General features: G+C 36.5%; 17 protein-coding genes. 13 read left to right on the top strand and 4 right to left on the bottom strand.

Annotated elements, in window-relative coordinates:
• Positions 1-926 precede the first annotated feature (926 nt).
• Positions 927-1,574 carry a FusB/FusC family EF-G-binding protein gene (locus BCR23_RS08695; protein ID WP_069635101.1) on the bottom strand — a complete coding sequence of 216 codons (648 nt, stop codon included), beginning with the start codon at positions 1,572-1,574 and terminating at the stop codon, positions 927-929.
• Between the two features lie 316 nt (positions 1,575-1,890).
• Here BCR23_RS08695 and glmU point away from each other — a divergent pair, with 316 nt between their 5' ends.
• Complete coding sequence (gene glmU / locus BCR23_RS08690) at positions 1,891-3,273, top strand: bifunctional UDP-N-acetylglucosamine diphosphorylase/glucosamine-1-phosphate N-acetyltransferase GlmU (RefSeq protein WP_069635100.1); 1,383 nt, start codon at positions 1,891-1,893, stop codon at positions 3,271-3,273.
• 133 nt (positions 3,274-3,406) lie between these two features.
• Here the strand turns inward: glmU and BCR23_RS08685 are convergent, their stop codons facing one another.
• Entirely contained in the window at positions 3,407-7,231 is a 3,825-nt protein-coding gene (locus tag BCR23_RS08685; protein ID WP_069635099.1) for a 5'-nucleotidase C-terminal domain-containing protein, read from the bottom strand.
• A 397-nt stretch (positions 7,232-7,628) separates the two neighbouring features.
• Here BCR23_RS08685 and BCR23_RS08680 point away from each other — a divergent pair, with 397 nt between their 5' ends.
• The 3 genes from BCR23_RS08680 (at position 7,629) to BCR23_RS08670 (ending at position 11,338) form a co-directional block, all read left to right on the top strand.
• Positions 7,629-8,600 carry a ribose-phosphate diphosphokinase gene (locus BCR23_RS08680; RefSeq protein WP_069635098.1) on the top strand — a complete coding sequence of 324 codons (972 nt, stop codon included), beginning with the start codon at positions 7,629-7,631 and terminating at the stop codon, positions 8,598-8,600.
• A 495-nt stretch (positions 8,601-9,095) separates the two neighbouring features.
• Positions 9,096-10,385, top strand: a complete 1,290-nt coding sequence (gene rsxC / locus BCR23_RS08675) for an electron transport complex subunit RsxC (RefSeq protein WP_069635097.1) — start codon at positions 9,096-9,098, stop codon at positions 10,383-10,385.
• Entirely contained in the window at positions 10,385-11,338 is a 954-nt protein-coding gene (locus BCR23_RS08670; protein ID WP_240482541.1) for an RnfABCDGE type electron transport complex subunit D, read from the top strand. The genes rsxC and BCR23_RS08670 overlap by 1 nt, the downstream gene beginning before the upstream one ends.
• Before the next feature lie 51 nt (positions 11,339-11,389).
• On the opposite strand, the gene celB is transcribed toward BCR23_RS08670, so the two are convergent.
• Together celB and BCR23_RS08660 are read right to left on the bottom strand one after the other, a co-directional pair.
• A complete protein-coding gene (celB, locus tag BCR23_RS08665; RefSeq protein WP_069635095.1) occupies positions 11,390-12,736 on the bottom strand; it encodes a PTS cellobiose transporter subunit IIC in 1,347 nt (448 codons plus the stop codon).
• A 14-nt stretch (positions 12,737-12,750) separates the two neighbouring features.
• Positions 12,751-14,142: a glycoside hydrolase family 1 protein gene (locus BCR23_RS08660; protein WP_069635094.1), complete on the bottom strand. Its 1,392-nt coding sequence runs from the start codon at positions 14,140-14,142 to the stop codon at positions 12,751-12,753.
• A gap of 203 nt (positions 14,143-14,345) precedes the next feature.
• On the opposite strand from BCR23_RS08660, the gene BCR23_RS08655 reads away from it, so the two are divergent.
• The 9 genes from BCR23_RS08655 to BCR23_RS08615 all read left to right on the top strand — a co-directional run bounded on the left by BCR23_RS08655 (position 14,346) and on the right by BCR23_RS08615 (position 24,572).
• Positions 14,346-16,700 carry a helix-turn-helix domain-containing protein gene (locus tag BCR23_RS08655; RefSeq protein WP_069635093.1) on the top strand — a complete coding sequence of 785 codons (2,355 nt, stop codon included), beginning with the start codon at positions 14,346-14,348 and terminating at the stop codon, positions 16,698-16,700.
• A gap of 102 nt (positions 16,701-16,802) precedes the next feature.
• Entirely contained in the window at positions 16,803-17,066 is a 264-nt protein-coding gene (locus BCR23_RS08650; protein ID WP_069635092.1) for a hypothetical protein, read from the top strand.
• A 185-nt stretch (positions 17,067-17,251) separates the two neighbouring features.
• Positions 17,252-18,451 carry an MFS transporter gene (locus BCR23_RS08645; RefSeq protein ID WP_069635091.1) on the top strand — a complete coding sequence of 400 codons (1,200 nt, stop codon included), beginning with the start codon at positions 17,252-17,254 and terminating at the stop codon, positions 18,449-18,451.
• A complete protein-coding gene (gene sdaAB, locus BCR23_RS08640; RefSeq protein ID WP_069635090.1) occupies positions 18,451-19,113 on the top strand; it encodes an L-serine ammonia-lyase, iron-sulfur-dependent subunit beta in 663 nt (220 codons plus the stop codon). Before BCR23_RS08645 ends, sdaAB begins: the two co-directional genes overlap by 1 nt.
• A 19-nt stretch (positions 19,114-19,132) precedes the next feature.
• Positions 19,133-20,008, top strand: coding sequence for an L-serine ammonia-lyase, iron-sulfur-dependent, subunit alpha (gene sdaAA, locus BCR23_RS08635; protein ID WP_069635089.1), 876 nt, complete (start codon positions 19,133-19,135; stop codon positions 20,006-20,008).
• A 66-nt stretch (positions 20,009-20,074) separates the two neighbouring features.
• On the top strand, positions 20,075-21,505 hold the full coding sequence (locus BCR23_RS08630; protein ID WP_069635088.1) for an amidohydrolase: 1,431 nt from the start codon (positions 20,075-20,077) through the stop codon (positions 21,503-21,505).
• A gap of 435 nt (positions 21,506-21,940) precedes the next feature.
• Positions 21,941-23,290 (top strand): AAA family ATPase, encoded by a 1,350-nt coding sequence (locus BCR23_RS08625; protein WP_069635087.1) that lies wholly within the window; start codon positions 21,941-21,943, stop codon positions 23,288-23,290.
• A gap of 3 nt (positions 23,291-23,293) precedes the next feature.
• Positions 23,294-23,962 (top strand): hypothetical protein, encoded by a 669-nt coding sequence (locus BCR23_RS08620; RefSeq protein WP_069635086.1) that lies wholly within the window; start codon positions 23,294-23,296, stop codon positions 23,960-23,962.
• A 100-nt stretch (positions 23,963-24,062) separates the two neighbouring features.
• Positions 24,063-24,572 (top strand): ClbS/DfsB family four-helix bundle protein, encoded by a 510-nt coding sequence (locus tag BCR23_RS08615; protein WP_069635085.1) that lies wholly within the window; start codon positions 24,063-24,065, stop codon positions 24,570-24,572.
• Positions 24,573-24,601: the final 29 nt, after the last annotated feature.

Genomic DNA, 24,601 nt, shown 5'->3' with positions numbered 1-24,601 from the left:
AGAGAGGTTCGGATAGTTAATAGAATATCGTGGAAGAATTCAAATAGTCAAAAGAGCCTCAAAGAAAGGACAAGTTTGACTAAAGCAGTGAATTTTTTAAAGTGTTACTTGCATTGCTGATCGAATGTTGAGAGAAAAGTGATAGTTTAAATCGAAATGAAACGCTATACTCATGTTGTAAGAGTATATAAAACAAACAAAACCGTTCTTTTGATGAGCTATACTGAAACAAAAGTAGTTGAGATGAATAAAAACATGTGGTAAGATTAATTTGTAGATATTTTGAAACAAAAAAAGCCTGATTGGCGTCAGACTTCTTTTGCTACTAATTTTGATACGTAACCTAAATAATTAGGCTTGCAAAAACAAGTTGGCATTCCTGATTTAGTATCAAAAAAAGTATTGAATTACATACTTATTTCTTTAACCGACCACAAGATGCCTTCGAAAACTTCTTGTTGGTCTTTTTTTTGCTTTCACATCTAATTTTAGTTCGTTTAGTCTTATAATGTTCTCTGATAGTTAATCCAGGAATATCCATAAATAATACCAAAACAAATAAAATCACAGAAATCCATGCCGGAAATCCGCTGATATAGTTAAGCAAAAACGTACATATAAGTGTACTTTGTTTCATTCTGACCCTCACGTAATTTATTTACCAAAGTGAGTTTACAATTATTTTTCATGTATCACACTCCATTTGATAGTATTAGGAGTGCTACTTGTTTTCTAATTATTCAGTTACCTATAACTATATCAAATTTACATAGATATTCGCAATAGATATAGTAATATTTATTGCTCTTAGTGTTTTTTTATTGATACTATTTGCAAGTGAGACAAGATAGATAAAAAGGGTCTTTGCCAACATTCGTTGACAAAGACCCTTTTTAATAAGTACAATGATTCAACTTGTTTATGAACTATTTCATAAATTTTACATTCTGAACAAAGGTCTCTAACTCATCTCTACGCTCGATATTATGGTTGCATTTCTCACTGTCATAGCAAATATAGTTCCCACGCTTCGTATACATCCCATCGCCAGATTCTTTCACCTTAGATAAAAACATCGAAACTTCTGATGTTTCATGACAAATCGGGCAAATGCCTTTTTGAGTTGTAGGCGAAATTGTTCCTGAAACACCGACTAGCTGTCCGTCAATTGAAGCGATAATAAATTTTTGCTGTTTTCCGCTATCATTCCAACTGTAAAAAGTATAATCTCTCAAGTCCATTGTTTCCCAGTCTGGGATTTTCAACTTCTTGGTCTTTTTAAAGAGCTTTGTCAGTTGTTGTTTTGAAGGTGGAGCAAAGGGAATAACAGCTTCTTTCAGTCTATTCAGATATTGTTCTAGTCGTGGTTTAGAAGTCGCTGCTTCTAAAAATCCTTCTAGAAGCGGCTGTAATTGATCTTTATCTACACCAAATTGATCATTGATTTTTTCAAGAACAATCGCTTGCAGTGTTTTGACTGTATTCTTATCATTTACAGATAAATGGGCTTGTAGTAAAATATTGGCTTGTTTTCTAATAAAATTAAATTGATATGGTTGTATTTTTGTGTTCATAATGGATTTCCTTTCTATCATTCAAGTGATAAAGTACTTAGGGTACAGGTAATCCTTACAACCAAAGTACTTTATTATTTCAAATCTGAATGGTTTTTTGATCGAGATACGTGTGTTTGAGTTTGTATCATATTATCACCCCGCTGACATAAATTTTCTTTCATTATAACGCAAACACCCCAAATTATAAATTGGTATAGCAAAAAAGCAATTGGTTCAGTTGAAAAACAGTAAAGAGTAAGCTAAACTAAAAGACGGCGCTATTTTAAATCGAATGAAACAGTTAAAAATAAATCAAATTTTAGGAGTGAAGCAATTGGAAAATAGATATGTCATCATCCTTGCAGCCGGTAAAGGAACTCGTATGAAATCGAAGCTTTATAAAGTGTTACATCCTGTCGCTGGAAAACCAATGGTAGAGCACATTATGGATCAAGTAGAAAAAACGAATCCAAGTGAAGTTGTAACAATTGTCGGTCACGGGGCTGAGGCGATCAAAGGTCATCTAGGTGAGCGTAGCCAATATGCTTTACAAGAAGAACAATTAGGAACTGGTCATGCAGTTTTGCAAGCAGAAGCTCATTTGGCTGGGAAACAAGGTACGACACTTGTGATTACAGGTGATACGCCACTTTTAACATCAGAAACATTAACTAATCTTTTTGACTATCACCAAGGGAAAAATGCCAGTGCTACGATTTTAACTGCTCATGCAGAAGATCCAACAGGATATGGCCGCATCATACGCGATCATGTTGGAATCGTTGAAAAAATTGTTGAACAAAAAGATGCTTCTGAACAAGAGGCTCGCGTGCAAGAAATCAACACAGGAACATTTTGTTTTGACAATGAGGCGTTGTTTAATGCTTTATCTAAAATTAATACCAACAATGCACAAGGAGAATACTATCTAACGGATATTATTGAAATTCTTAAAAAAGAAGGCAAAGCAGTTGCCGCATATCAAATGTCCAATTTTGAAGAAGCGATGGGTATCAATGATCGTGTGGCGTTGGCTGAAGCGAATAAAATCATGCATCAGCGTTTGAATAAGATGCATATGATGAACGGTGTTTCTTTTGTCGATCCTGATTCAACATACATTGATGAAGGAGTTGTGATTGGCTCTGATACTGTCGTTGAAGCTGGTGTACACATAAAAGGTAAAACAGTGATCGGTGAAGACTGTTTTATCGGCGGACATTCTGAAATCGTTGATAGCGTAATTGAAGATAATGTGAAAATTATTCAGTCTGTGGTTGAGCAAAGTGTTATTCGCAAACATGCAGATGTTGGCCCATTTGCTCATATACGTCCAAATACAGATATCGGCGAACGCGTCCATGTTGGAAATTTTGTGGAAATTAAAAATGCAACAATCGCTGAAGAGACAAAAGTTGGTCACTTAACGTATGTAGGTGATGCTGATTTAGGTAAAGATATCAATGTTGGTTGCGGCGTTGTATTTGTAAATTATGATGGCAAAAATAAATACCGTACAACAGTCGGTGACCATGCCTTTATCGGTTCATCCTCAAGCTTGATTGCGCCAGTAAAAGTTGCTGCAAATTCAGTTATTGCTGCGGGTTCAACAATCACGGATGACGTGGAAGAATTTGACTTAGCTATCGCTCGGGCAAGACAGGTAAATAAAGAAGGATACGGAAAGAAACTACCGTATTTTGATAAAGAGAAATAGAAGATAAAAAGAAGATGAATGCTAATGTTTGGCATTCATCTTCTTTTTGATTTTTACTACCTAAGATAGAGTGTGTATTTTTTCATTTTCAACGTTTCCCTCGCAAACTGGGATTCAATGAGAACGATTTGATTTAACCTATTTTGCGTTTTCGGTTATAGTCATAAAGACTGTAACCAGAAAGTCCAATCACAAGTAATCCTAAACTTAAATAAGAAGTAATTTTTTCACCTGTTTTTGGATAATTTGTTGTTTTTCCAGTCGCATATTTACCAGTTTGAGGTGTTTTTATTTCCTCTGTTGGCTCCTTAGTCGGATCTTTTGGATCTGGCGTTGGTTTTGGCGTAGGTACTGGTTCTGGTTTGAATTTGTTCTTAAAGTCAGTTTCTGAAATAGAAACAATGCGCTCACCAGGAAAGGCTTCTTTGTATTGTGATAAATCAATATTGGTAGCAGCATTGTATAGACGAAGGTTCGCTCCTTGTTTTAAATGATTGATTAAGACCGTATCTAAAGATGGGCCTTCTTCGGGTGAGCCACCTAACATATCGTAACCGTCTCCACGAGCTGCTAAAAAGTCATTGGTTGCCATATGGTAAGTTGCTTTTTCATCTATTGGTTCAAATTCACCAGTTTTGCGGTTTTTGATTTCAACACGAAGTACACGTTCACCTACGAGGGTTTTATCAGTTCCGTTTCCTTCATCTGCTGGTAGTAACGAACCTTTTTTCGTTGAGTCATAATGAACTCGAATCGAACTTGAAACGTGTAAGAAACCACCATTTGCACCAAGTTTTGGCTGATTGTATTCGTCTAAGATGTCTTTGCCGTTTTCGTCTTTTTGAGTCATAGACCGTAACGATAATTCGAACATTTCTTTGACTTGTGAGCCAGTTACTTTTATTTGAGAGATTCTGTTGCCAAATGGTAATACAGCAATGACATCACCTAAAGTGACTTGTCCGGGTTCGATATTTGTACGTATACCGCCTCCATTTGTTACGGCAAAATCAGTTGGATTTTTGAATCCCTCTTGTCCATAAGCTAACATAGCATCGCCAATCAAGTTACCTAAATTGGTTTCTCTTGTTCGTACATTGTCACGTTCACCGTTGAACTGATAAGGATTATTTTCAATGATAACCTCTGAACCCCAATCTTCAAAATTCGCTTTTGCTGTATCAACTAAAGCTTTGACTGCTGGATTTTCAGCTAAATTCGCTAGTTCATTTGCAGGAGTCAATGATGCTGTTTTTTTACTTAAATCAGTTAGATCAACATCCACTAAGCCAACATTATTTAAATAGTTTCCAGTTTGTGTATACATGACATTGCCGAATTGTTTTCCGCCATTTACAGCTGTATGTGAATGACCATCTAAAACAGTGATGTTTAAATCAGAAAATTCTTTGCTTAAAGTTTCGGCTAACGTATCTCCTCGCCATTCATGAGGTGTCGTTTCGTCAATACCTAAATGTCCAGTAACAACATAAGCATCGATTGTTTGAGTCGGATTTTTTTGAATCTCTGCAATTGTTTTTTTCGTTTCACTGATTGGATCAGCGAAAGTTACGCCAACGACATTGTTAGGGTGTGTTTTTGTTGCCGTTTCTGGTGTTGTTACGCCGATAATAGCGTAAGTTTTCCCATTTTTTTCAACGATTGTATAAGGATCAAATACAAGTTTTCCATCTTTGAATGTATTGTTGGAAAGGATTGGGAAATTTAATGCCTCTTTATACTTCATCGCTGTATCAAATCCAAAGTCGAACTCATGGTTTCCGACAGCCATCGCATCGTATCCGACAGCATTCATTACATTGACCATGTCCATCCCTTTGGAAAAATTAGAGATAGGTAATCCTTGGAAAGCATCACCAGCATCAATCAAAAGTTCTGGTTCTACCAAATCTTTGTATGTTTTCAAACGCGCCATACCTAAAACATCTTTGCCGTTACCTTCCATGCGACCATGCACATCGTTGGTATGCATAATCGTAATCTTTTTAGGTGAAAACCCTGCGTTGATTACATCTTGCTTGGTGATAGGTTTAACATTTGGCGTACGACCATCTGGTGCAAGTTCTGTTTGAAGCGTTCCGTCATTGACTAGTTGAACAGCCAACTCACGCCAGTTTTTGTTAAAGTGGTAACCGATCACTTCCCAGTTGTTTTCGATTTCTTGTGCAGGATCAAGGATCTGTTTCTCTCTGATATAATCTGCAATCAGTCCTCGTATGGTTTCAGGATCAGTTGATTTTATCGGATCTCCTGAAATGATTCCTTGTGCTAATAAACCTTCATAGCGGTAATTATTCATTGCGATAGTATAGTTTGCTGCAAGATCAACTGGTTGTCCATCAATCGTTGGATTGATGATACGTTCACCGTGAGGTTTAGAAATATCGATCTTATAAGAAATACCGGAAATTATATCATAATTAAAGACGCGGATATTTTGGTTAAAGCTGATTGTTAAATCATCAGGCCCAGGAGTATTGTAATAATCTGCTTGATTTTCCATGTACGCTAGGAGATTTTCTCCAGTAATGTTGGCGCTGACTAAAGTGTTAGGATACTTGTAAATATCAAAAACATTTGAATAAGAGAGATCTCCAGCATTTAACTTACTGTCTGCTTTAAATAGGGCAGATGCAGACAGTTGTGCGCCTGTTGCTTTTCTTTGAACATTATTGATAAGAGAAATCATAGCTGTTGGGCGCAATTGTGCTTCTGGAATTCCTTTAACTTCTTCAGGAGGCAAGAAGTTCCCCGTTGCTGTTCCAATTTTTTCAGAGATAAATTTTCTAGTTGTATCATGGTATTCTTTTATTTCTGCTTTTAGTACTTCATCTGCTGGAACAGTCTTGGTATTGACGATTGCAGCGTTGCTATTTTTAACAACCCATTTTTCATCCGATTTTTCAATATCAAGATCGATACGTACCATTTCAACGCCTGTATCTCTAGGACCAGCGACAGGTACTAAGCCAGTTGGACCTTGTAGTTGTTCGGCGAAAGAGCGATGGTCGTGTCCTAAAATATAGGCGTCAATACCGGCAACGTTGCTGATTACTTCATCGGCACTTGAAGCTGCACTAGAACTTTTTCGACCAGCATGCATCGAAGCAATGATGATATCAGTGTCATCTTTTAACTCAGCGACAGCTTTTTCAGCTTCTGCTCTCAGTGGTTCAAAATGAAGACTATCTACTTTGGCACCATCCCATAAAGGCACTTGGGGTGTTGTCAACCCGATGATTCCGACTGTTAAGTCTTTTGTGCCGTCACCATCTATATCGATATCTTTCTTCATGGTTCCGCCAACGAAGCGAGTATTTGTTTCTTTCACGTATGTGTTAGCAGATAAAATTGGGAATTGTGCTTCACTGTGAAGTTTTTTGATTAAATCCAACCCGAAATTGAATTCATGATTCCCCAAGACCATGGCATCATATTTCATGTAGTTCATTGCTTTGATCATAGGGTTAGGTTGATTGATCAGTGGTGTTTTGTTATATAAATCATCAGTTAAAATAGTTCCTTGATTTATATCACCATTGTCGATCAGAATCGTACCATTTGGGTTTTCTAAACGGACATTTTCCACAACAGAGCTTACTTGTGAAAGCCCCACTGGTGTTTGTTTGTCATCTTCGTAGGACCAATCCCATAATTGACCATGGACATCCGAAGTCCCTAAAATAGTTAATGTTTGTGGTGTTGCTGCTGCTTTTGTTTCAATTTTTGGTTGAGAAATAGTTTCTTGCGTACTTTCACTTTCTATTGTACTTGAAGCAGTCGAACTTTCTGAGATTGTTGTATCTGTTGTTTGCGTCTCACTGCTTAGTGTCTCCCCAATAGCTAATGCAGTTGTTGCACTTGTTCCTGCTAATAATGTAGATACCATTAATACCTGTAAACCAAGTTGTACTTTTTTCAAAACTGACTTTTTCACAAAATTCCTCCTTAATTTAAAAGCGTAGCGGGCTTGTCCAGTCTCGAAATAAAAATAGGAAGGTGGCTTTTTTTGCCACAATCAAATGTCATTTTTTTCGACAGCGGAGCCCAAGAAACGAGTTTAAAAAAATAATACGCTTTCAATTTTTGATACCATCTAAATAGTAATATATATCTACTCTCTTGTCATTAGTAAATGTGATAATTTTTAAAAAGAAAACAACAAAAACTACATATTTTTGTTGCTTTCATTTTTTTCAAAGGAACAGCAGTCCATTTTTATTAGAAAATCGTATTAATTTAGAGGAATGCCTCAAAATCACTTGATTTATTTCGGAAAAGTGACTACTATTTATAAGGAAACTATTGTTCAGTAAAAGAAAGTGGAGGTCCCCATGTCAAAACATTATTTTGATCCAAGATTGAAAATCTTTTCTCTTAACTCGAATCGTCCGTTGGCAGAAAAAATCGCAGAAGCTGTTGGTGTAGAATTAGGAAAATCTTCTGTAAATCAATTTAGCGATGGCGAAATTCAAGTAAATATCGAAGAAAGTATTCGTGGTTCTCACGTTTACATCATCCAGTCAACAAGTAGTCCAGTGAACGATAACTTGATGGAGTTATTGATTATGATTGATGCCTTAAAACGTGCCAGTGCTAAAACAATCAATGTTGTGATGCCTTATTACGGTTACGCACGTCAAGATCGTAAAGCCCGCGCCCGTGAACCAATCACAGCGAAACTTGTAGCAAATATGCTTGAAAAAGCTGGAGCGACTAGAATGTTGACATTAGATTTACATGCGGTCCAAATTCAAGGATTTTTCGATATTCCTGTAGATCATTTGATGGGAGCGCCATTGATTGCGGATTATTTCTTAGAACGTGATATTAAAGGCGATGATGTTGTCGTTGTTTCTCCTGACCATGGTGGAGTGACTCGTGCTCGTAAATTAGCAGAGTATTTGAAATCACCGATCGCAATCATCGACAAACGCCGTCCAAAAGCCAATGTTGCTGAAGTTATGAACATTATTGGACATGTAGAAGGCAAAACATGTGTACTTATTGATGACATGATTGATACTGCAGGAACTATTTCACTAGCAGCTAATGCATTGAAAGAAGCTGGCGCAAAAGAAGTTTACGCCTCTTGTACACATCCAGTATTGTCAGGACCTGCGTTACAGCGTATCGAAGATTCTGCTATTGAACGTTTAGTTGTGACAGACTCTATCTATCTTTCTGATGATAGAAAAATTGATAAAATTGATGAAGTTAGTGTGGGTGAATTAATTGGGGATGCCATCAAACGTATCCATGAAAATAAACCAGTTAGCCCATTGTTCGAAACAAAACATCGTTAGAATCAATAAATAATAGGTCGACAGACATTATTTTTCTGTATTAAAAATGCAGATGAATGATGTTTGTCTTTTTTTACGTAAAAATATCAAAATTAGTTTTATAACTGGAAAAATTGACTGTTTTTATATTTATATTGTTTTTTCTACGGAAAATAAAAAGGTAAAATAAGCGGATACGGGACAAGAAAGCGTTTTATTGGATATGTTTATAAAAAATAAAAAGGATAATTTCTTTCTATGGGGAATCGCAAGTTCAATTTTAGGCACGTACCAGAAAAAAATAACCATTCGGTCGATAGTTTGATGATATGCTGAAAGTAGGGAGTTATCTTTTATTATACATAGTAAACATATAAAAAAGGAGCAATCATGAGAAGAGAAAGATATGAAATTTGGGGTTTAACAGTGCAATTAGTTATTCTGGCTGTTGCTTTAATCTACTACTTTTTTATTTATAGGTGAACAGAAAATTATAGTTAGAAGGAAGGGAAATTAATGTTTTTTAGGATAAAAAGAAAACTTGGCGGAGTTATGGTTGCAAAAAATAAGTGGCTGACAAAGCTAGAAACAATCCGAGACCTAAGCGCACCTAAATCAATTGTTTTGCCAATGAACATGCATATTGGTAAGCCTGCAAAAATTATTGTTTCAGTGGGACAAGAAGTAAAAATAGGAACATTAGTAGGGGAAAAAGATGGTTTGATTTCTTCTAACATACATAGTTCGATTTCTGGAATTGTTGAGAAAATTGAACAAAGAATCATCGGAAACGGTGAAGTGACAGTTGTGGTCATCAAAAATGACTTTAAAGATACATATGAAATCCCGCAAGTAGAGAATGCAAATTTAGTTGAAATGATCCGAAATAACGGGATCGTCGGAATGGGCGGAGCCGGTTTTCCAACAGACGTAAAATTTTTACTGAAGGAACATCAGAAAATAGAAACGTTGATTATAAATGCTGTAGAGTGTGAACCGTTTGTTACAGCGGATAGAAGAATCATCATTGAACAATTGAATGACTTTCTTAAAGGAATCAGCTTGCTTCAAGAGATGTTGTCAATCAAAGAATGTGTGATTGCAATAGAAAGTTCATCAGAAGAAGCCGTTCAAAAACTGCAAGAAAAAATTGATAATGAGCGTATCAAGCTAAAGATACTACCTAATTATTATCCTCAAGGTGCGGAGAAAATCGTTATCAAGGCGGTAACGGGAAAAGAACTTCCAGTAGGAAAACTGCCAATCGATCTGAATGTTGTGATCATGAATGTTTCTACCGTGCTAGCGACATTTCAAGCATTGAAGGAAAATCGTCCTTTGATTGATCGTGTAGTTACTATTTCCGGTACACCTATCAAACATCCACAAAATCTTCGAGTTAGAATCGGAACACCAATCGAGCATGTAATTGAAGCGTGTGGCGGTTTTACGCAAAGTCCGATGAAAATGATCAATGGCGGTCCGATGATGGGGAAAGTGATCCAAACACTAGACGAGCCAGTGACCAAAACAACCTCTTTAATTCTTGCTTTGACTAAAGAGGAAGCCAATATTCCGGAAGAACAAAATTGTATTCGCTGTTCAGAGTGTGTTAACGTTTGTCCAGTCAATTTACAACCGATTTCCATTAGTAATGCTTATCGAGCAGGAGATATAGAAGAAACCAAGCGATTAGGTGTGTTGAACTGTATTGATTGCGGGGCTTGTTCCTATATTTGTCCGTCAAAAATCGATATCTTAGGAGATATTCGAGCAGCGAAGCAGAAAGTATTGGAGAGTCGATGATGATAAATACAGAATATAAAAGTACAGGACCATTTATGGGGCCTCATATTAGAGAAAAGTGGACATCACAGTGGATCATGCAGCAAGTGTTGATTGCCCTGATCTTTCCAACGATTGCAGCAACCTACTTTTTTGGTTTGCAATCGTTAATAATGATTTTGGTAAGTATTTTTGCCTGTGTAGGACTCGAATTTTCTTTTCAAAAAATCTTTCATAAAAAAGTGACGATAAATGATTACAGCGCAGTTATCACAGGTTGGTTGTTAGCCTTGTCATTACCTGTGACAGCTCCTTTATGGACATTACTTGTAGGCGATTTTATTGCGATTATTGTCGTGAAACAATTTACTGGCGGTATTGGTAGAAATTGGCTAAATCCTGCTGTGGCAGCGCGTGTATTGCTGAAACTATTTTTCTCACCATGGATTACGAACTGGGTTACGCCTCAACCAGATGTTGTGGCAACAGCGACACCATTGGCTGGTTTAGGAAATTTTGCTAGAGACGTGTCTTCGACAACGCCTGATTTATTTGATTTGTTTATGGGAATCGGATTAGGTGGACCTATTGGAGAAACAAGCAAATTTGCGTTGCTTTTATCAGCAATTTACTTAATTGCACGTAAAATTATCAATCCGTTGATTCCAGTTCTTACATTAGGGTCATTTTATGTAGCGATTTTGCTTTATAGTTCATTTAATTTTGCTTTTGCTAATGCACATTTATTGAGTGGCGCATTGATTTTTGCAGCGGTATTTATGGTGACGGATTATACAACGTCACCATTGACAGATAAAGGAAAGTACATCTTTGCAATTGGGTGTGGAGTGTTAGCGGTAGTCTTGAGAATTAGCTTAGATTTACCAGGCGGGATCGGTGTGGCGATTTTGGTCATGAACTTACTGACACCGTTAATCAATAAATATACAGTATCAAGGATTTATGGGGAATAATATAAAATGGAGACCAGAACAAATTGTTCTGGTCTCTTTGAAATTTTAGTATTAATTACTCTCTATTGCAGACATCTGTTCTCCATACAATTTTCCATCATACATCTTAAAGAACGGATAATAACAAACAACCGAAACAGCCAAATTAATAAATGCAATCAACACTGCACGAAAATCTCCCCCAGTTCCAAGAAACGCTCCGATGCCCACTGGAGAAATCCAAGGAATCCCAGTAGTCACCTTATTCACGAAACCAACAGAAGAAGCAAAATAAGCAATTGTCACATTAATCAAAGGTGTCACAATAAAAGGAATGATCAAATACGGATTATAAACAATCGGAGCTCCAAAAATTACCGGTTCATTGATATTGAATAAACCAGGCAGCACGGCTGCTTTACCAAGTACCTTAAGCTGATCTGATTTTGCAACAAAAATCATCAATAAAACCAAACCAAGCGTACTGCCAGCACCACCGATAAAGATATACATATTAATAAAATCACCGGCGAAAATATTCGTTCCACCATTCACGTTTTCAGTCAAGGCTACTAATAAAATTGGGTTGATAAAACTGTTTTTTATCACCGCTGTTCCATGAACCCCAACGGCCCAAAGTAAATGAATCAGCAACATAATCACAATGATTCCCAACCAAGAACCGGTCAACTCTTTTACAAATTCAAAAGGTTTTGATAATAATCCATGTAAATCAGTATGGAAAATAGCTAAAATGGTATTGATAAATAGCATTACAAAAGTAATAAAAATAGCAGGAATCAATGAAGCAAAAGCTTTACTTACACCATCAGGAACTCCTTCTGGCATCCGAATCGTAATATTTTTTTTCACACAAAAACGATAAATCTGAGTAGCAATTACAGCAGTGATAATTCCAATAAAAATACCAACACCACTAAATCGAGTGATCCAACCGCCCAAGGCAATGCCGTTGTAAATAATTGACGTCTCACTTTCAGATTGAATCAGTTTGGCTCCACCATCGGTTATATCAGTTTGCACAATCGTCATTAAAAAGGCAAACAATCCCAAAATAGCTCCTACAAAACTGCTTAATCCATCATTTTCTTCTTTCCGATAAATATCGGTTAAATAATAAGCTGTAGCTAAACAATAAAAAATCGCAATCGAACCAATTGACATAGTAGTAGCTACACTATAAATCGGTGCAAATTTCAAAATCGTGTTCTCAAAAAATGGTGCCAGTGGCGGAATGATCTGAGGGAGATTATTGATAATCAGAAAAATAGAACCGACAATTGTGAAGGGAACCGTGATAATCCCAGCTTGCATGATAGCACGAATAAAACGCAAGTTAGCAACTTTATTCAAAGGCGGCATCAGTTTTGTTTCTAAAAATGTAAATAACTTATTCATTTTTTCTCCTTTTCTTATGAAGGCAGTTGATTGGTTTCAATTAGTTTTTGATACCAATAAAAGCTGTCTTTTCTATATCTAGCTAGTTCTTTTTCGTCATGTTCTGTACGATCCACATAAATAAATCCGTAACGTTTACTAATTCCTTCATGAACGCTGACTAAATCAATGGCTGACCATGGACTGTAACCAATCAAATCAACACCAGCTTCAATTGCTTGTAAACATTGGTCAATATGTTGTTGTAAATAATTGATGCGATAAGTGTCATGGATGTTGCCTTCAGTTGTTAATTCGTCTTTTGCACCTAAGCCATTTTCGGTAATAATAATCGGTAAGTGATAACGATCATAAAGTGTTTGTAACGTCGTTTTTAAACCATCAGGATCAATCGTCCAGTTGAATTCATTTTTCTTCAAATAAGGATTAGTAAAACCTTTATAAAAGCCCCATTCCATAATATCTTCACTTTGCTGATCACTGATACCATTAGCCATACCGTCTTTTTCAGTTGGTTTTTCTACAGTGACAGTGGTATAAAAGTTCATGGCAATAAAATCGGGGAAATTATTTTCCATTAATTCGCTATCTTCTGGTGCAAAGTCGATGGTAATGTTGTTGCGCTTTAAGTAATCTTTAAAGACAGTATTATAACGGCCAAAACAAGAAAAATCTAAATACGCCCAATTACGAACACTATTAAAATAAAGAGCTGCTTGATTATCTAAAGGCTTGCTAGTTGCTGGATAAACAAGAGAAATATTTGGTACCGGTCCAATTTGTCCGCCTTCGATCAATTCATGGCAACGTTTAAATGCATACTTTTCAGCAATCATTAGGTGGTGGAACTGTTGGTATTTTTCCTGTAGTGGAATTTCTTTTCCTAGAATTTTTTTATCCACTAAAAGCATGATGTTGGGTTCATTAATCGTCAGCCAATGCTTTGCGCGGTCGCCATAGGCTTCAAAAACTGTTTCAGCGTAATGTTTAAAGGCATCCACGGTACTACGAACACCCCAGCCTCCTTCATCTTCTAATGCTTGAGGTAAATCAAAGTGGTTCAACGTGATGTACGGTTGAATATCATATTTTAATAATTCGTCGATTACAGAATTGTAGTGCTGTAGTCCTTTTTGATTAATTTCACCACGTCCATTTGGGAAAATTCTTGTCCAAGCGATAGAAAAGCGGAAAACTTTAATGCCCATTTCAGCTAACAACCGAATATCCTCTTTGTAATGATGATAATGATCAACTGCTACAGTGAAATCAGCAATCTCATGATTATCTCTTTGGCGTGTGTCTTGCACGCTTAAGCCTTTACCATCGCTTTGATAAGCGCCTTCTGTTTGATGAGCGGAAATTGATGCGCCCCATAAGAAATTCTCTGGAAATGTATGTGTCATTGGTTTCTCCGATCTGTATTTTTTTAATGATTTTAGAAGAAGTGATGATATGATTTACTAAAGAAAAGTTATCTCCTTTAGTATACCTTTTTTATCCAATATTTGAGAGAGTTTTTTCGTGATAAAAAGCGAGCTTGTTTCAACAAGGATTTGATGCTATATTTTGTTAAACATGCTAGAAAAAAGTCAGGAGGGTCAAATATATGGTAGAATCCAAACAATTTCCTTTTCACCTGTCATTGATGAAAGTTAGCTATGCACCGCCGCAAATTAGTGATTATTTTACGTTATTTCTTATGCTTAGTGGAAGTATGAATGTCACGGTCGGGGAACAAGAATATACGCTGAATACAGATGATCTATTAGTCATCAATCCCCGCCAACAGTATCAGGTGAAAAGTGAAGATAAAAATTTATTGTTGTCTTTACGTATCTCTAAAACACCGCCAACAACACATTTTAAAGAAAACTGGCTACCATATATTGACTGTTCAACAACAGATGCAAAGGTCAAGGATGAAGAAAAATTTCAACAATTACGTGAAGCGCTCGTTCATTTAATGGTGGCATATTTTAAGAAAAATGAGGAAACAGAGCTAGAAATCTACCAGTATTTATTTACAGTACTTAAACACTTAGTCAAAGATTTTAAAAAAGATGTCGTACCTGTTCCTCAAATCAGGATGGACTTAGCAGATGATCGAATGAGTCCGCTGTTAGAGGAAATTCAAAGGAACTATGATCAGCCTATTTCTTTGGAATCGCTTGCGGAAAAAAGTGGGCTATCTTACTATCATTTATCTCGTTCCTTCAAAAAGCAGGTAGGTGTTACATTTACCGAATATTTAAATCAAATCCGCTTAATGCATGCGGCGGAAAGTTTAGTTTTGACATCCCAATCTGTGATTAAAGTGGCTCTGAATAATGGCTTTTCAACTGTTAAAAATTTTCACCAAGTCTTCAAGAAACAATATGGAGTGACACCTGCAAATTTCCGTAAAACCTACTCTTTGGAAAATAATCAGATGAAACAGACAACAGGAAGCCCTGACTACCAAGAGATAACTGGTGGGGCGGCATTACAGGAGTTAGCAAAGTATTTAGTAGAAAAAGATATCGAAGATGAGAATGCTACAATTGAGCAACAGTTGCAATTAAGGTTACCCAAAGAACAGCAGTCTGATTACAAAGGAAGTAAAAAAATTATAAAAATTGGACCAGCAAGAGAAGGCTTGGCTAATGGCGTTCAGCGTGAATTATGTATTTTACAAAAAGACCTAGCCTTTGATTTCGTTCAATTTGAAGGTTTTTGTGAGGAGACCAATTTTGAAAATGATGTTTTGTTGGTATCAGAGTATATTTTAAATAATCAATGGTTCGATTTTTTAGTGAAGATCCAGCTGAAACCGATGATTCTGTTTTATTTGCCAGAGAACTATATTGAAAACGAAGAGGTGCAACTTTGGTGCGACAAGCAGTTAAAAATCATTCGTCATTTTCTAAATCGTTATGGTAGAGACGAAGTTAATCAATGGTATTTTCAATGGTCTTTGCCTAAGGTAAGTGGCATTTGGAATGAGGGAAGTCGTTGGGGATATCATTATTTTTATCGCAAGCTAAAACAACTGCTGCCTAACTGTAAGGTAGGGTTGATGTCGCTGCGTTCGCTAGATGACAAAGAGTATCGGCAATACCAAGAGTTTATTCACGAGCAAGAAGAACAACATTGTCTGCCAGATTTTATTAGTTTTCACGCAGATCCTTATGCTTCACCTTTGATCAAAGATGAACATGCATTACGATTTAAAAAGTATCAGCAAGATATTTTAAGTCGAGTGAAATCAGTGATCGCAATGAGTCAAACAAAAAAGGATTCAGTATGTTCAAATTGGACACCAGAATTATTTTTAACGGACTGGAATACGTTAGTTGGGGAAGGAAATACATTTTCAGGAACTTTTTTCCGTTCAGCGTTGATTTTGGAATCGATTGTTGAATTGTCAAAAGAAGTAACAGGAATTGCTTTTTGGCTGAATATTAAAGTAAAGGAACGACAAACACATACAAGAGAAGACAGCAGTTTGTCGGTTTTTCTATATGAAGAGTTACGACGTCCGCTCTTTTTTTCACTACGCTTTTTGAACCATCTAAAGGGAGAATTGCTTGCCAGTGGAGATGGGTATATTTTGACGCGAAATCAAGGGCAATATCAACTGTTGCTTTATAATTCCAGTTACCTTGACCCTTTGTATTCAGTTGACACTTTTCAAGTTCAGTATCAGACGAAAAAAGTCAGGGTTCATTTAAACGAGCTTCCTGTGGGGAATTATTTGATTAGGGAATATGTCTTGGATAAAGATCACGGGGGGATTTACAATGATTGGATTAGAGTCGGTGGTCAAGCGGAATTAGATCATGAGCTGCAGAGATATTTGGAGCAAAAGATTGTACCGAAGTTTGAGCTTAAGAAAGAAAAGATTGATTCTTTCGGGTATGAGTTGGAAGCGACCTTGACCTTGAATGCTTGTCAGTTGTACTTGTTTCAGCCTTTGTATTGAGCGTTGCTAGAGGGGGAGTCAAACTACAAATCATTAAATAAGCTGAAGTTATATTATAGGTTAGATGGATCAAGGGATGATTAGTAAGTGGGAGGAGATACTTTGAAAATAGTCGATAGAATATCCGATTTTTTGGATGATCAACGAAGAAAAAAACACAAGAAAATTAGAGAAAGAAATGATAAGCTGCGTGCAAAAGGGAAAAATCCTACTAAAAAAGGCTGGGGGTCAATGGTAAATACTGGAACTGGCAGTATGAATCAAGACAGAATTACGCGTATATATGATGCTGCCCAACAACAAAAAAATATCTCTGAAGAGCATGAGATCAAAGAACGTCGTTCTGGTGAGGTTAAAAGAAAATAAATTATTTGAATAAAATAAACAAAGCAAAAAAGACTGGTTCTTTTTTGCTTTTATGTTTAATTTTCCTTTGGATTCAAAATATTAATACCATATCAAGCAATTATAGTGATTTTTAATTCTAGATAGTTTTATATAATTAAGTGGAAAGAAAACGTTTTCTTGTATTTTGAAGATGGAGGGAAAAAATGGAGACACAAGTTGAAAAAACAACAAACAAAAGTAGTGCTGGATTGATTTTTGCCTTAATGGCAGGATACTCGATGATTTACATGGACAAGAGCATGATTTCTACAGCTGTTTTACCGATGGCAAAAGAGTTTAATCTGGATGCAGGGCAAACGGGAATGATCATGTCATTCTTTTTCCTAGGATACTCAATGATGCAGATTCCTGGTGGTTGGTTAGCAGATAAAATCGGAGCAAAAAAAGTATTAATGTTGTCACTAGCAATTATTTCAATCTTTTCATTCGCATTTGGGGCGGTCAGTAGTTTGATGCTATTTATGGTTATCCGCTTTTTTGCTGGAATCGGACATGGTGGCTATCCACCAAGTTGTTCAAAATCAATTGCTGATAATTTTCCGCAAGAACGCAGAACGTTTATCCAGTCATTGATTCTTTCAACTTCTGGTATCGGCGGTATTTTAGCTTTTACTTTAGGAACAAATTTGATCAATGCCAATTGGCGTTACGGGTATTTAGCATTAGGAACATTATTTGCGGCTTCACTGGTTTTGGTTGCTTTATTTGTACCAAACCAAGCAGTCAGTTCTCATTCAGGACGAGGAAGTAAGCCGGCAATTAAATTTAGTCAAGTGATTACAAATCGAAATGTATTAGTTTTGTTTGTAGCAATGCTGTTATTGAACTTCTTGCTTTATGGAAATATGTCTTGGCTTCCAAGCTATTTAGCACAAAAATTTGCGATTGATATTAAAACAATTGGTTATCTATTGGCAGTCAATGCAGTGTTCCAAACAGCTGCAACGATGTTTGCAGGAGCGTTATTATCGAAATTATTCTTAGGCAAAGAACGAGTGTTTATCATTAGCGCCACTGTTTTAGCTGCAGTTTTAGTGGCTGCGTTTGTGGCATCGAATAATCTAGTTTTATCAATGATTTGTTTAATTGCAGTAAGTATGGTTTCTGTTAGCGCCTTTACAGCGATTTTCACATGGCCTCATAAAATTATGGATCCATCGATTATCGGTTCATCTATCGGAATCATAAATACTGGTGGTACATTAGGTGGATTCTTAGCACCACTGATTTTAGGGCAATTAATTAAAGCTGCTGGCGGTTCGTTTACTCTAGCCTTTGGTTTTATGGCAGTAGCTAGTTTACTGTGCGGACTTTGTGTATTGGGAGTGAAAAAAGAAGCGTAATGTCAGACAAAAAATTTAAATATAAAAGTGCCTTTGATATTATCGGACCAATCATGGTTGGTCCTTCTAGCTCTCATACAGCTGGAGCGGTTAGAATCGGTAATATGGCAAGAGAACTCTATAAACATACACCCCGAAAATTGATTGTGACGTTTTTCGGCTCATTTGCAGAAACCTATAAAGGTCATGGCACGGCCGTTGCGATTGTTGCAGGAGTTTTAGGTTTTGAAACACATGATGAACGAATTCCAGATGCTATTGAAATTGCAGAAAAACAAGGAGTTATGATTGAATTTTTAGTGAGTGCAAAAGAAACAGAACATGCTAATACAGTCAATTTAGAATTGATCGATGAACAAGAAAAACTGAATTTAACAGCTATTTCAATTGGGGGCGGCAGTATTCAGTTGACTGAGATCAATCATCATTCAACGCTATTGAATCAAAAGCAAGGGAATGGATTGGTTTTTACCACAGATCAGTCGAATGTGACGATTCCAGCTATTGAAGATGCATTGGAAAGTCCAGTGTTTGTGGAGGTTCAAGAATTAAATAAGGAGACGGTTTTCTTTGTTGAAACAGTCAGTGACATTAGTCAAAAATTAGTAGCAAAAATCAGAGAAATACCGGGAATAACAGCAGTCTTGCCAACGACCGGCTAAATTAGAGGACGTGAATGTTTTGTTTGAATCAATTGAAGAACTTGTACAACGAGCAAATGAGAACCAGTGTAAAATATCCGAGGTTATGATCACTCAAGAAATAGATACTTCTGGACGTAGTAGGACAGAAATCATGAACCAAATGATGCTAAACTTAGAAACGATGGAAGCAGCAGCGGCCAAAGGGGTTCAAGGCGTTCGCTCTCATTCTGGTTTAACTGGGTATGATGCGAAGAAATTACAAGCATACCTAGATGGAAAGACAGTTTTGACAGATACTACTTTTGTTAAAGCTTTATGTTATGCGGTAGCAACCAATGAAGTAAATGCGGCAATGGGGATGATTTGCGCCACGCCAACAGCAGGTTCCGCAGGAGTGGTTCCAGGTGTCTTACTTGCGTTTAGTGAAAAGTTTGGCTCAACTCGTGAGGAAATGCTGAACTTTTTATTTACCGCAGCAGCTTTTGGTTTTGTAACGGCGAACAATGCCATGATTTCTGGTGCAGAAGGCGGTTGTCAGGCTGAAATCGGTTCTGCCTCAGGAATGGCGGCAGCGGCCTTAGTGGAAATGGCAGGAGGTACACCTGAACAAGCTAGCCATGCTTTTGCTATTGCTTTAAATAACTTGATTGGTTTAGCTTGTGATCCAGTTGCGGGGTTAGTAGAAATTCCTTGTATCAAAAGAAATGCAGGTGGCACATCAAATGCAATCAGTGCGGCAGAAATGGCTTTAGCAGGAATCGAAAGTGAGATTCCTGCCGATGAAGTAGTAGAAACTATGTACCGAGTAGGACGAAGTATGCCCGCTGATATTCGTGAAACAGGAATTGGCGGATTAGCAGGTACAAAAACCGGAAAAAGAATTGCCAAAGAACTGTTTGGAATCGATAGGTAGTTGTAAGGAGTATAAGTTACTGCAAAAAGGAAACACTAGGCACAACAGAGAAAGGAAGAACTAAAAATGAATGCAAAACAACAAATTTCAGAGTTAATTGATGCAAAAAAAGACCAATTTATCGCTGCGGCAGATCGTATTTGGGGAACACCAGAAACAAGATTTGCCACAACAGAATCTGTTAAACCATTTCTAGAAATTTTAGAAAAAGAAGGATTCTCGATTGAAAAAGGTGTTGCTAATATGGAACATTCTTTTGTTGCCACCTATGGTAGTGGTAATCCAGTTATTGGAATTTTAGCGGAATATGATGCATTAGGGAATTTAAGTCAGATCGCTGATTTAGGTGAACAAAAAGCAGAGAATGAAGGTGGCAACGGACATGGTTGTGGACATAATCTGCTAGGGACGGGTGCTTTAGCAGGTGCTGTGGGAATCAAAGATTTAATGGCGCAGGAAAACCTAACAGGCACGATCAAATTATTTGGTTGTCCAGCTGAAGAAAGTGGCTATGGTAAAGCATTCATGGCAAGAGATGGTATTTTTGATTGTTTAGATGTAGCCCTTTCATGGCATCCAATGGATTCAAGTTCTGCATGGGGATTAAGTAGTTTAGCCGTTTACCAAATTTATTATAATTTCAAAGGTATTTCAGCTCATGCAGCGGCAGCTCCTGAACAAGGGCGCAGTGCCCTTGATGCGGCAGAATTAATGAACATTGGAGTACAATTTTTACGTGAACATATCATTGATGAAGGGCGTGTTCATTATGCCTTTATGGATGCAGGTGGCGAGTCAGCGAATGTTGTTCAACCGACGGCAAGTTTATATTACTTTATACGTGCACCAAAATTAGAACAAGCAGAAGAAATCTACAAACGTGTCAATAAAATTGCAGAAGGAGCGGCTTTGATGACTGAAACAGAGTTGGAAATTGTATTCGATTCTGCCTGTGCCAACTATTTGCCAAACCGCGCTGTCACAACTGCAATGTATGAAAACTTTAAAGAATTCGGCAATTTGAACCTAACAAAAGAAGATCAAGAATATAGCCAAAGATATTATGACAGCTTGAATGAAGCAACAAAAGCTAGCTTAATAACTAGAGCAAGACAAAGCAACCCAACTGCAAGTGAAGAAGAGATTGAACGTCTTGGAACAATGCCGATCTTAGATCAAATAAGTCCCTTAGTTTTTTCAGAAGCAACTTCTGGATCAACTGATGTGGGTGATGTTAGTTGGGTTTGTCCAACCGCACAAGTGTTAGTAGGCTGTGAGCCACAAGGAACACCGCCACATTCATGGCAATGGGTAGCAAATGGTAAATCTTCTGTGGCGCATAAAGGGTTGTTGGCCGCAGGTAAAACGATCGCAACAACAGCGTATGATTTGCTGAAAAATCCAGAGCTTGTTGCACAGGCTAAAGCAGAACATCAAGCAACGGTTGGCGGCAAAAAATATCAATCTGCTATTCCAGCAGAGGTTATGCCTAAATAATAAAACAGATTGAATTAAATGGGAATTTAGGTCAGTTTGAATAGAAAAAGCCCTGATATCAATTGATATTAGGGCTTTTAGATTAATATCCGTTCAATAAATATCTCGTGAAAAGAATATAAGAAGAGCGCATCTCATTTTAAATTCCAGAAAAATGTTCAAATTTAGAAGGCAAAATAGTGAGGTTTATCAGCGAGAAGGAAGATGGCAACGGTGGTCAAAATGGTAAAATCTTGCTTAGTAATAAAAATTAGCCATATTCACTGTGCAAAAATTCAATTAGGGACTATTGATTCTTTAAATAGGAAGAAAATATTTTTCTGGATATTGAAAAAACATCTAAATGAAGTAGTTTTTCTATTTTAAAACGACAAAAAACTCTTTTTTATGTTATAATCGTAGTGTTTATAACGGAAAGAAAGGAAGTGGATTTATATGTTAACTCAAATGAGTATTGAAAATTTCTTTTCTATTAATGAAAAAGCGACTTTATCATTAGAGCATCCACATAGTAATGCTGAGGTTTTTGAAAGAAATACTGTATTTAGCTATTATGATCAAAAGAAAAAAATAAGTGTCGTAAATGGTGCTGTCATATACGGGGCAAATGCTTCTGGAAAAACCAATTTATTATTAGGTGTGTCTATCATTCGGGAAATTATTCGTAAAAGTTATAATTATTCCAAAAAAGAAGATTTTGAACACCGAGCTCAGAGTTTTAAGTTTTCAGCTGAGACAGATCCAGTAAGTCGTTTCTCTATCTCTTTTATTGCTGAAGAAAATTATCTTTCGGATGTGGATTTTCCATGTGTAAAATTTACATACAATGTGGCCATCAATACAGAAACATTAGAAATTGAAACAGAATCACTGAGCTACCAAAAGATATTAAAAACGACGTTAGGCAAGACTACAGTAATCTTTGATAGAACGAAAAATCGAATTACATCTCAAGTTGTTGAGTTGAAAAAAATGTTACGAAAAGTAGAACAAGAGAATTTGACATTCAAATCAATTGCTTCATTGCTTATTTATGACATTAATAAAGAATACTTTGAAAAAGAGACAGAAACTTTTTCTTATACGGTTTTAATGGTATTAGCTTATGAAGTATTAATGGGATTTTCAAATGAACAATTTATGGGTAGCCAATTGGAGGAGTTTGCACAAAAAGTAGAAGAGAGTGAAAAGTTTAAGCAAAATATTTTAGATACACTCTATGATTTTGATTTTGCGATTCAAGATTTTTCTATAACAGATACGACAGAGTTGTTGGTTGACGCAATCAAGCTCTCCGATCTTCCAGATGAAATAAAAGAAGGTATGCTGGAACGAACTAAAGAAAGAAAAACATTTGAAATTAAAACGGTGCATGCTACCAATGAAGGTGATTATGAATTAGATGTCGAGGTAGAATCTGATGGAACAAAGAAATTTTTAGAAAGTTCAATAAGAGTATTCGAGGCATTAGAATCAGAAACATTATTTATCTCTGATGAGTTCGATGATAAATACCACATCAAAATTCAAGAAGGTCTACTAAACAAATTTTTGAATCAGGAGTCTGGTAAAAGCGCACAATTTGTCGTTTCTACGCACAATCCGCTGTTACTGAATCCAGAAATGTTTGCGAAAGAACAAATTGTCTTTGTCCAAAAAAATCGGGATACACAAGCAAGTGAAGTATATCAATTAAGCGAATTCAAAGAGATCACTTATCATAACCACAGTTGGGTCAATGCGTACTTAGATGGACGATTTGGGGCAATTCCGGAGGTGTTTTAATCAATGGCAAGAGAAATCAAAAAACTAGTTCACCTGTATATTCCAGAAGATAGTGGCGGCAATAAACCAAATACTTGTGAAGCAGGGTATTTTCAACACTTGTTTCAACGTCGTTTAAAAAATCATCAATTGAAATTTTACACGGAACCTCAAACGAATAGTTTTAAAAAGGCCCTAAAATCAAATGAATTTAAAGAAGATCTATTTTTTGTTCTTACCGATTTAGACTACAAAGAAGATCGCTCGAATATCTCTGATGTTGTTAGAGATATTCGTAGTCTTAGTAATGAGTATCGAGAGAAAGCAACAATCGTTGTATCTGGTAGAAGCTGGGAAGTTTGGGTTTGCATGCATAAATGTGCGTATACCAAACCTTTTTCAACACAAAAAGCACTGAATAAAGATGTGCAAGAAGATTATGTTAAAAAACACCAATGGTATAAAAAAGAATCGATAAATCTATATTCAACGTTAGATAATGCCTGTGCAAATGCAAGAATAGCTAGAGGAAATCGGATATCAGGATGTATTAAACAACCTGATTCAAAAAATTATGTAACTGAATTACCTGATTTTGGGAATGAAGCCTTGACGCAATGGTTTATAAAAGAAGTAGAAACATTCACTTACGTGGATTTTTTAGTTGAGAAGCTTAAAGCGTTATGTTTGTGAAAAAGGTAACTAAAATGCATACTTTCTTTAAAGTTACTATTTAATGGTACTTGTATTCCTGTGATAAGATTTAAAATAAAAGAAGATAAGGAGTGGAGTCGTGCGTACTTACGAGAATAAGCAGGAATTGATTGCGGAAATCAAAAAAAGATATGAGAAGTATGATGAAGAGTTCGAACAAGTACCAGAACCCTTAAAAAATAAACGAATAGAAGAAGTAGATAAAACACCTTCTGAAAATTTATCTTATCAGCTTGGGTGGACGAACTTGATCCTTCAATGGGAGAAAGATGAGCAAGCAGGTAAAGTTGTACAAACGCCCACTCCAGAGTATAAATGGAATAATTTAGGTGGTTTATATCAGTCTTTTTATGAAACGTATGGGAAGTACAGTATTGCTGAACAAAGAAAACTGCTAAGAGAATCTGTTGATGAAGTATGTATATGGCTAGAAACACTTTCTGATGAGGAATTATTTGATTCAGGACAAAGAAAATGGGCGACAACGAAAGCGATGTGGCCAGTATACAAATGGGTACATATAAACACCGTAGCACCATTTACAAATTTTCGAACGAAGATCCGTAAATGGAAAAAACTTGTTTTATAAAAAGCTGATTTAACTAGAAAACCACTCAC

The sequence above is a fragment of the Enterococcus quebecensis genome, from assembly GCF_001730365.1.
Lineage (GTDB): Bacteria > Bacillota > Bacilli > Lactobacillales > Enterococcaceae > Enterococcus_L > Enterococcus_L quebecensis.
This window is presented reverse-complemented; position numbering and strand designations above follow the sequence as displayed.

Excerpts from the sequence above, each read along its gene's own strand:
- BCR23_RS08695 (WP_069635101.1), bottom strand. The coding sequence starts at position 1,574 with ATGAACACAAAAATACAACCATATCAATTTAATTTTATTAGAAAACAA.
- BCR23_RS08680 (WP_069635098.1), top strand. The coding sequence starts at position 7,629 with ATGTCAAAACATTATTTTGATCCAAGATTGAAAATCTTTTCTCTTAAC.
- rsxC (WP_069635097.1), top strand. The coding sequence starts at position 9,096 with ATGTTTTTTAGGATAAAAAGAAAACTTGGCGGAGTTATGGTTGCAAAA.
- BCR23_RS08670 (WP_240482541.1), top strand. The coding sequence starts at position 10,385 with ATGATAAATACAGAATATAAAAGTACAGGACCATTTATGGGGCCTCAT.
- celB (WP_069635095.1), bottom strand. The coding sequence starts at position 12,736 with ATGAATAAGTTATTTACATTTTTAGAAACAAAACTGATGCCGCCTTTG.
- BCR23_RS08660 (WP_069635094.1), bottom strand. The coding sequence starts at position 14,142 with ATGACACATACATTTCCAGAGAATTTCTTATGGGGCGCATCAATTTCC.
- BCR23_RS08655 (WP_069635093.1), top strand. The coding sequence starts at position 14,346 with ATGGTAGAATCCAAACAATTTCCTTTTCACCTGTCATTGATGAAAGTT.
- BCR23_RS08645 (WP_069635091.1), top strand. The coding sequence starts at position 17,252 with ATGGAGACACAAGTTGAAAAAACAACAAACAAAAGTAGTGCTGGATTG.
- sdaAB (WP_069635090.1), top strand. The coding sequence starts at position 18,451 with ATGTCAGACAAAAAATTTAAATATAAAAGTGCCTTTGATATTATCGGA.
- BCR23_RS08630 (WP_069635088.1), top strand. The coding sequence starts at position 20,075 with ATGAATGCAAAACAACAAATTTCAGAGTTAATTGATGCAAAAAAAGAC.
- BCR23_RS08625 (WP_069635087.1), top strand. The coding sequence starts at position 21,941 with ATGTTAACTCAAATGAGTATTGAAAATTTCTTTTCTATTAATGAAAAA.
- BCR23_RS08620 (WP_069635086.1), top strand. The coding sequence starts at position 23,294 with ATGGCAAGAGAAATCAAAAAACTAGTTCACCTGTATATTCCAGAAGAT.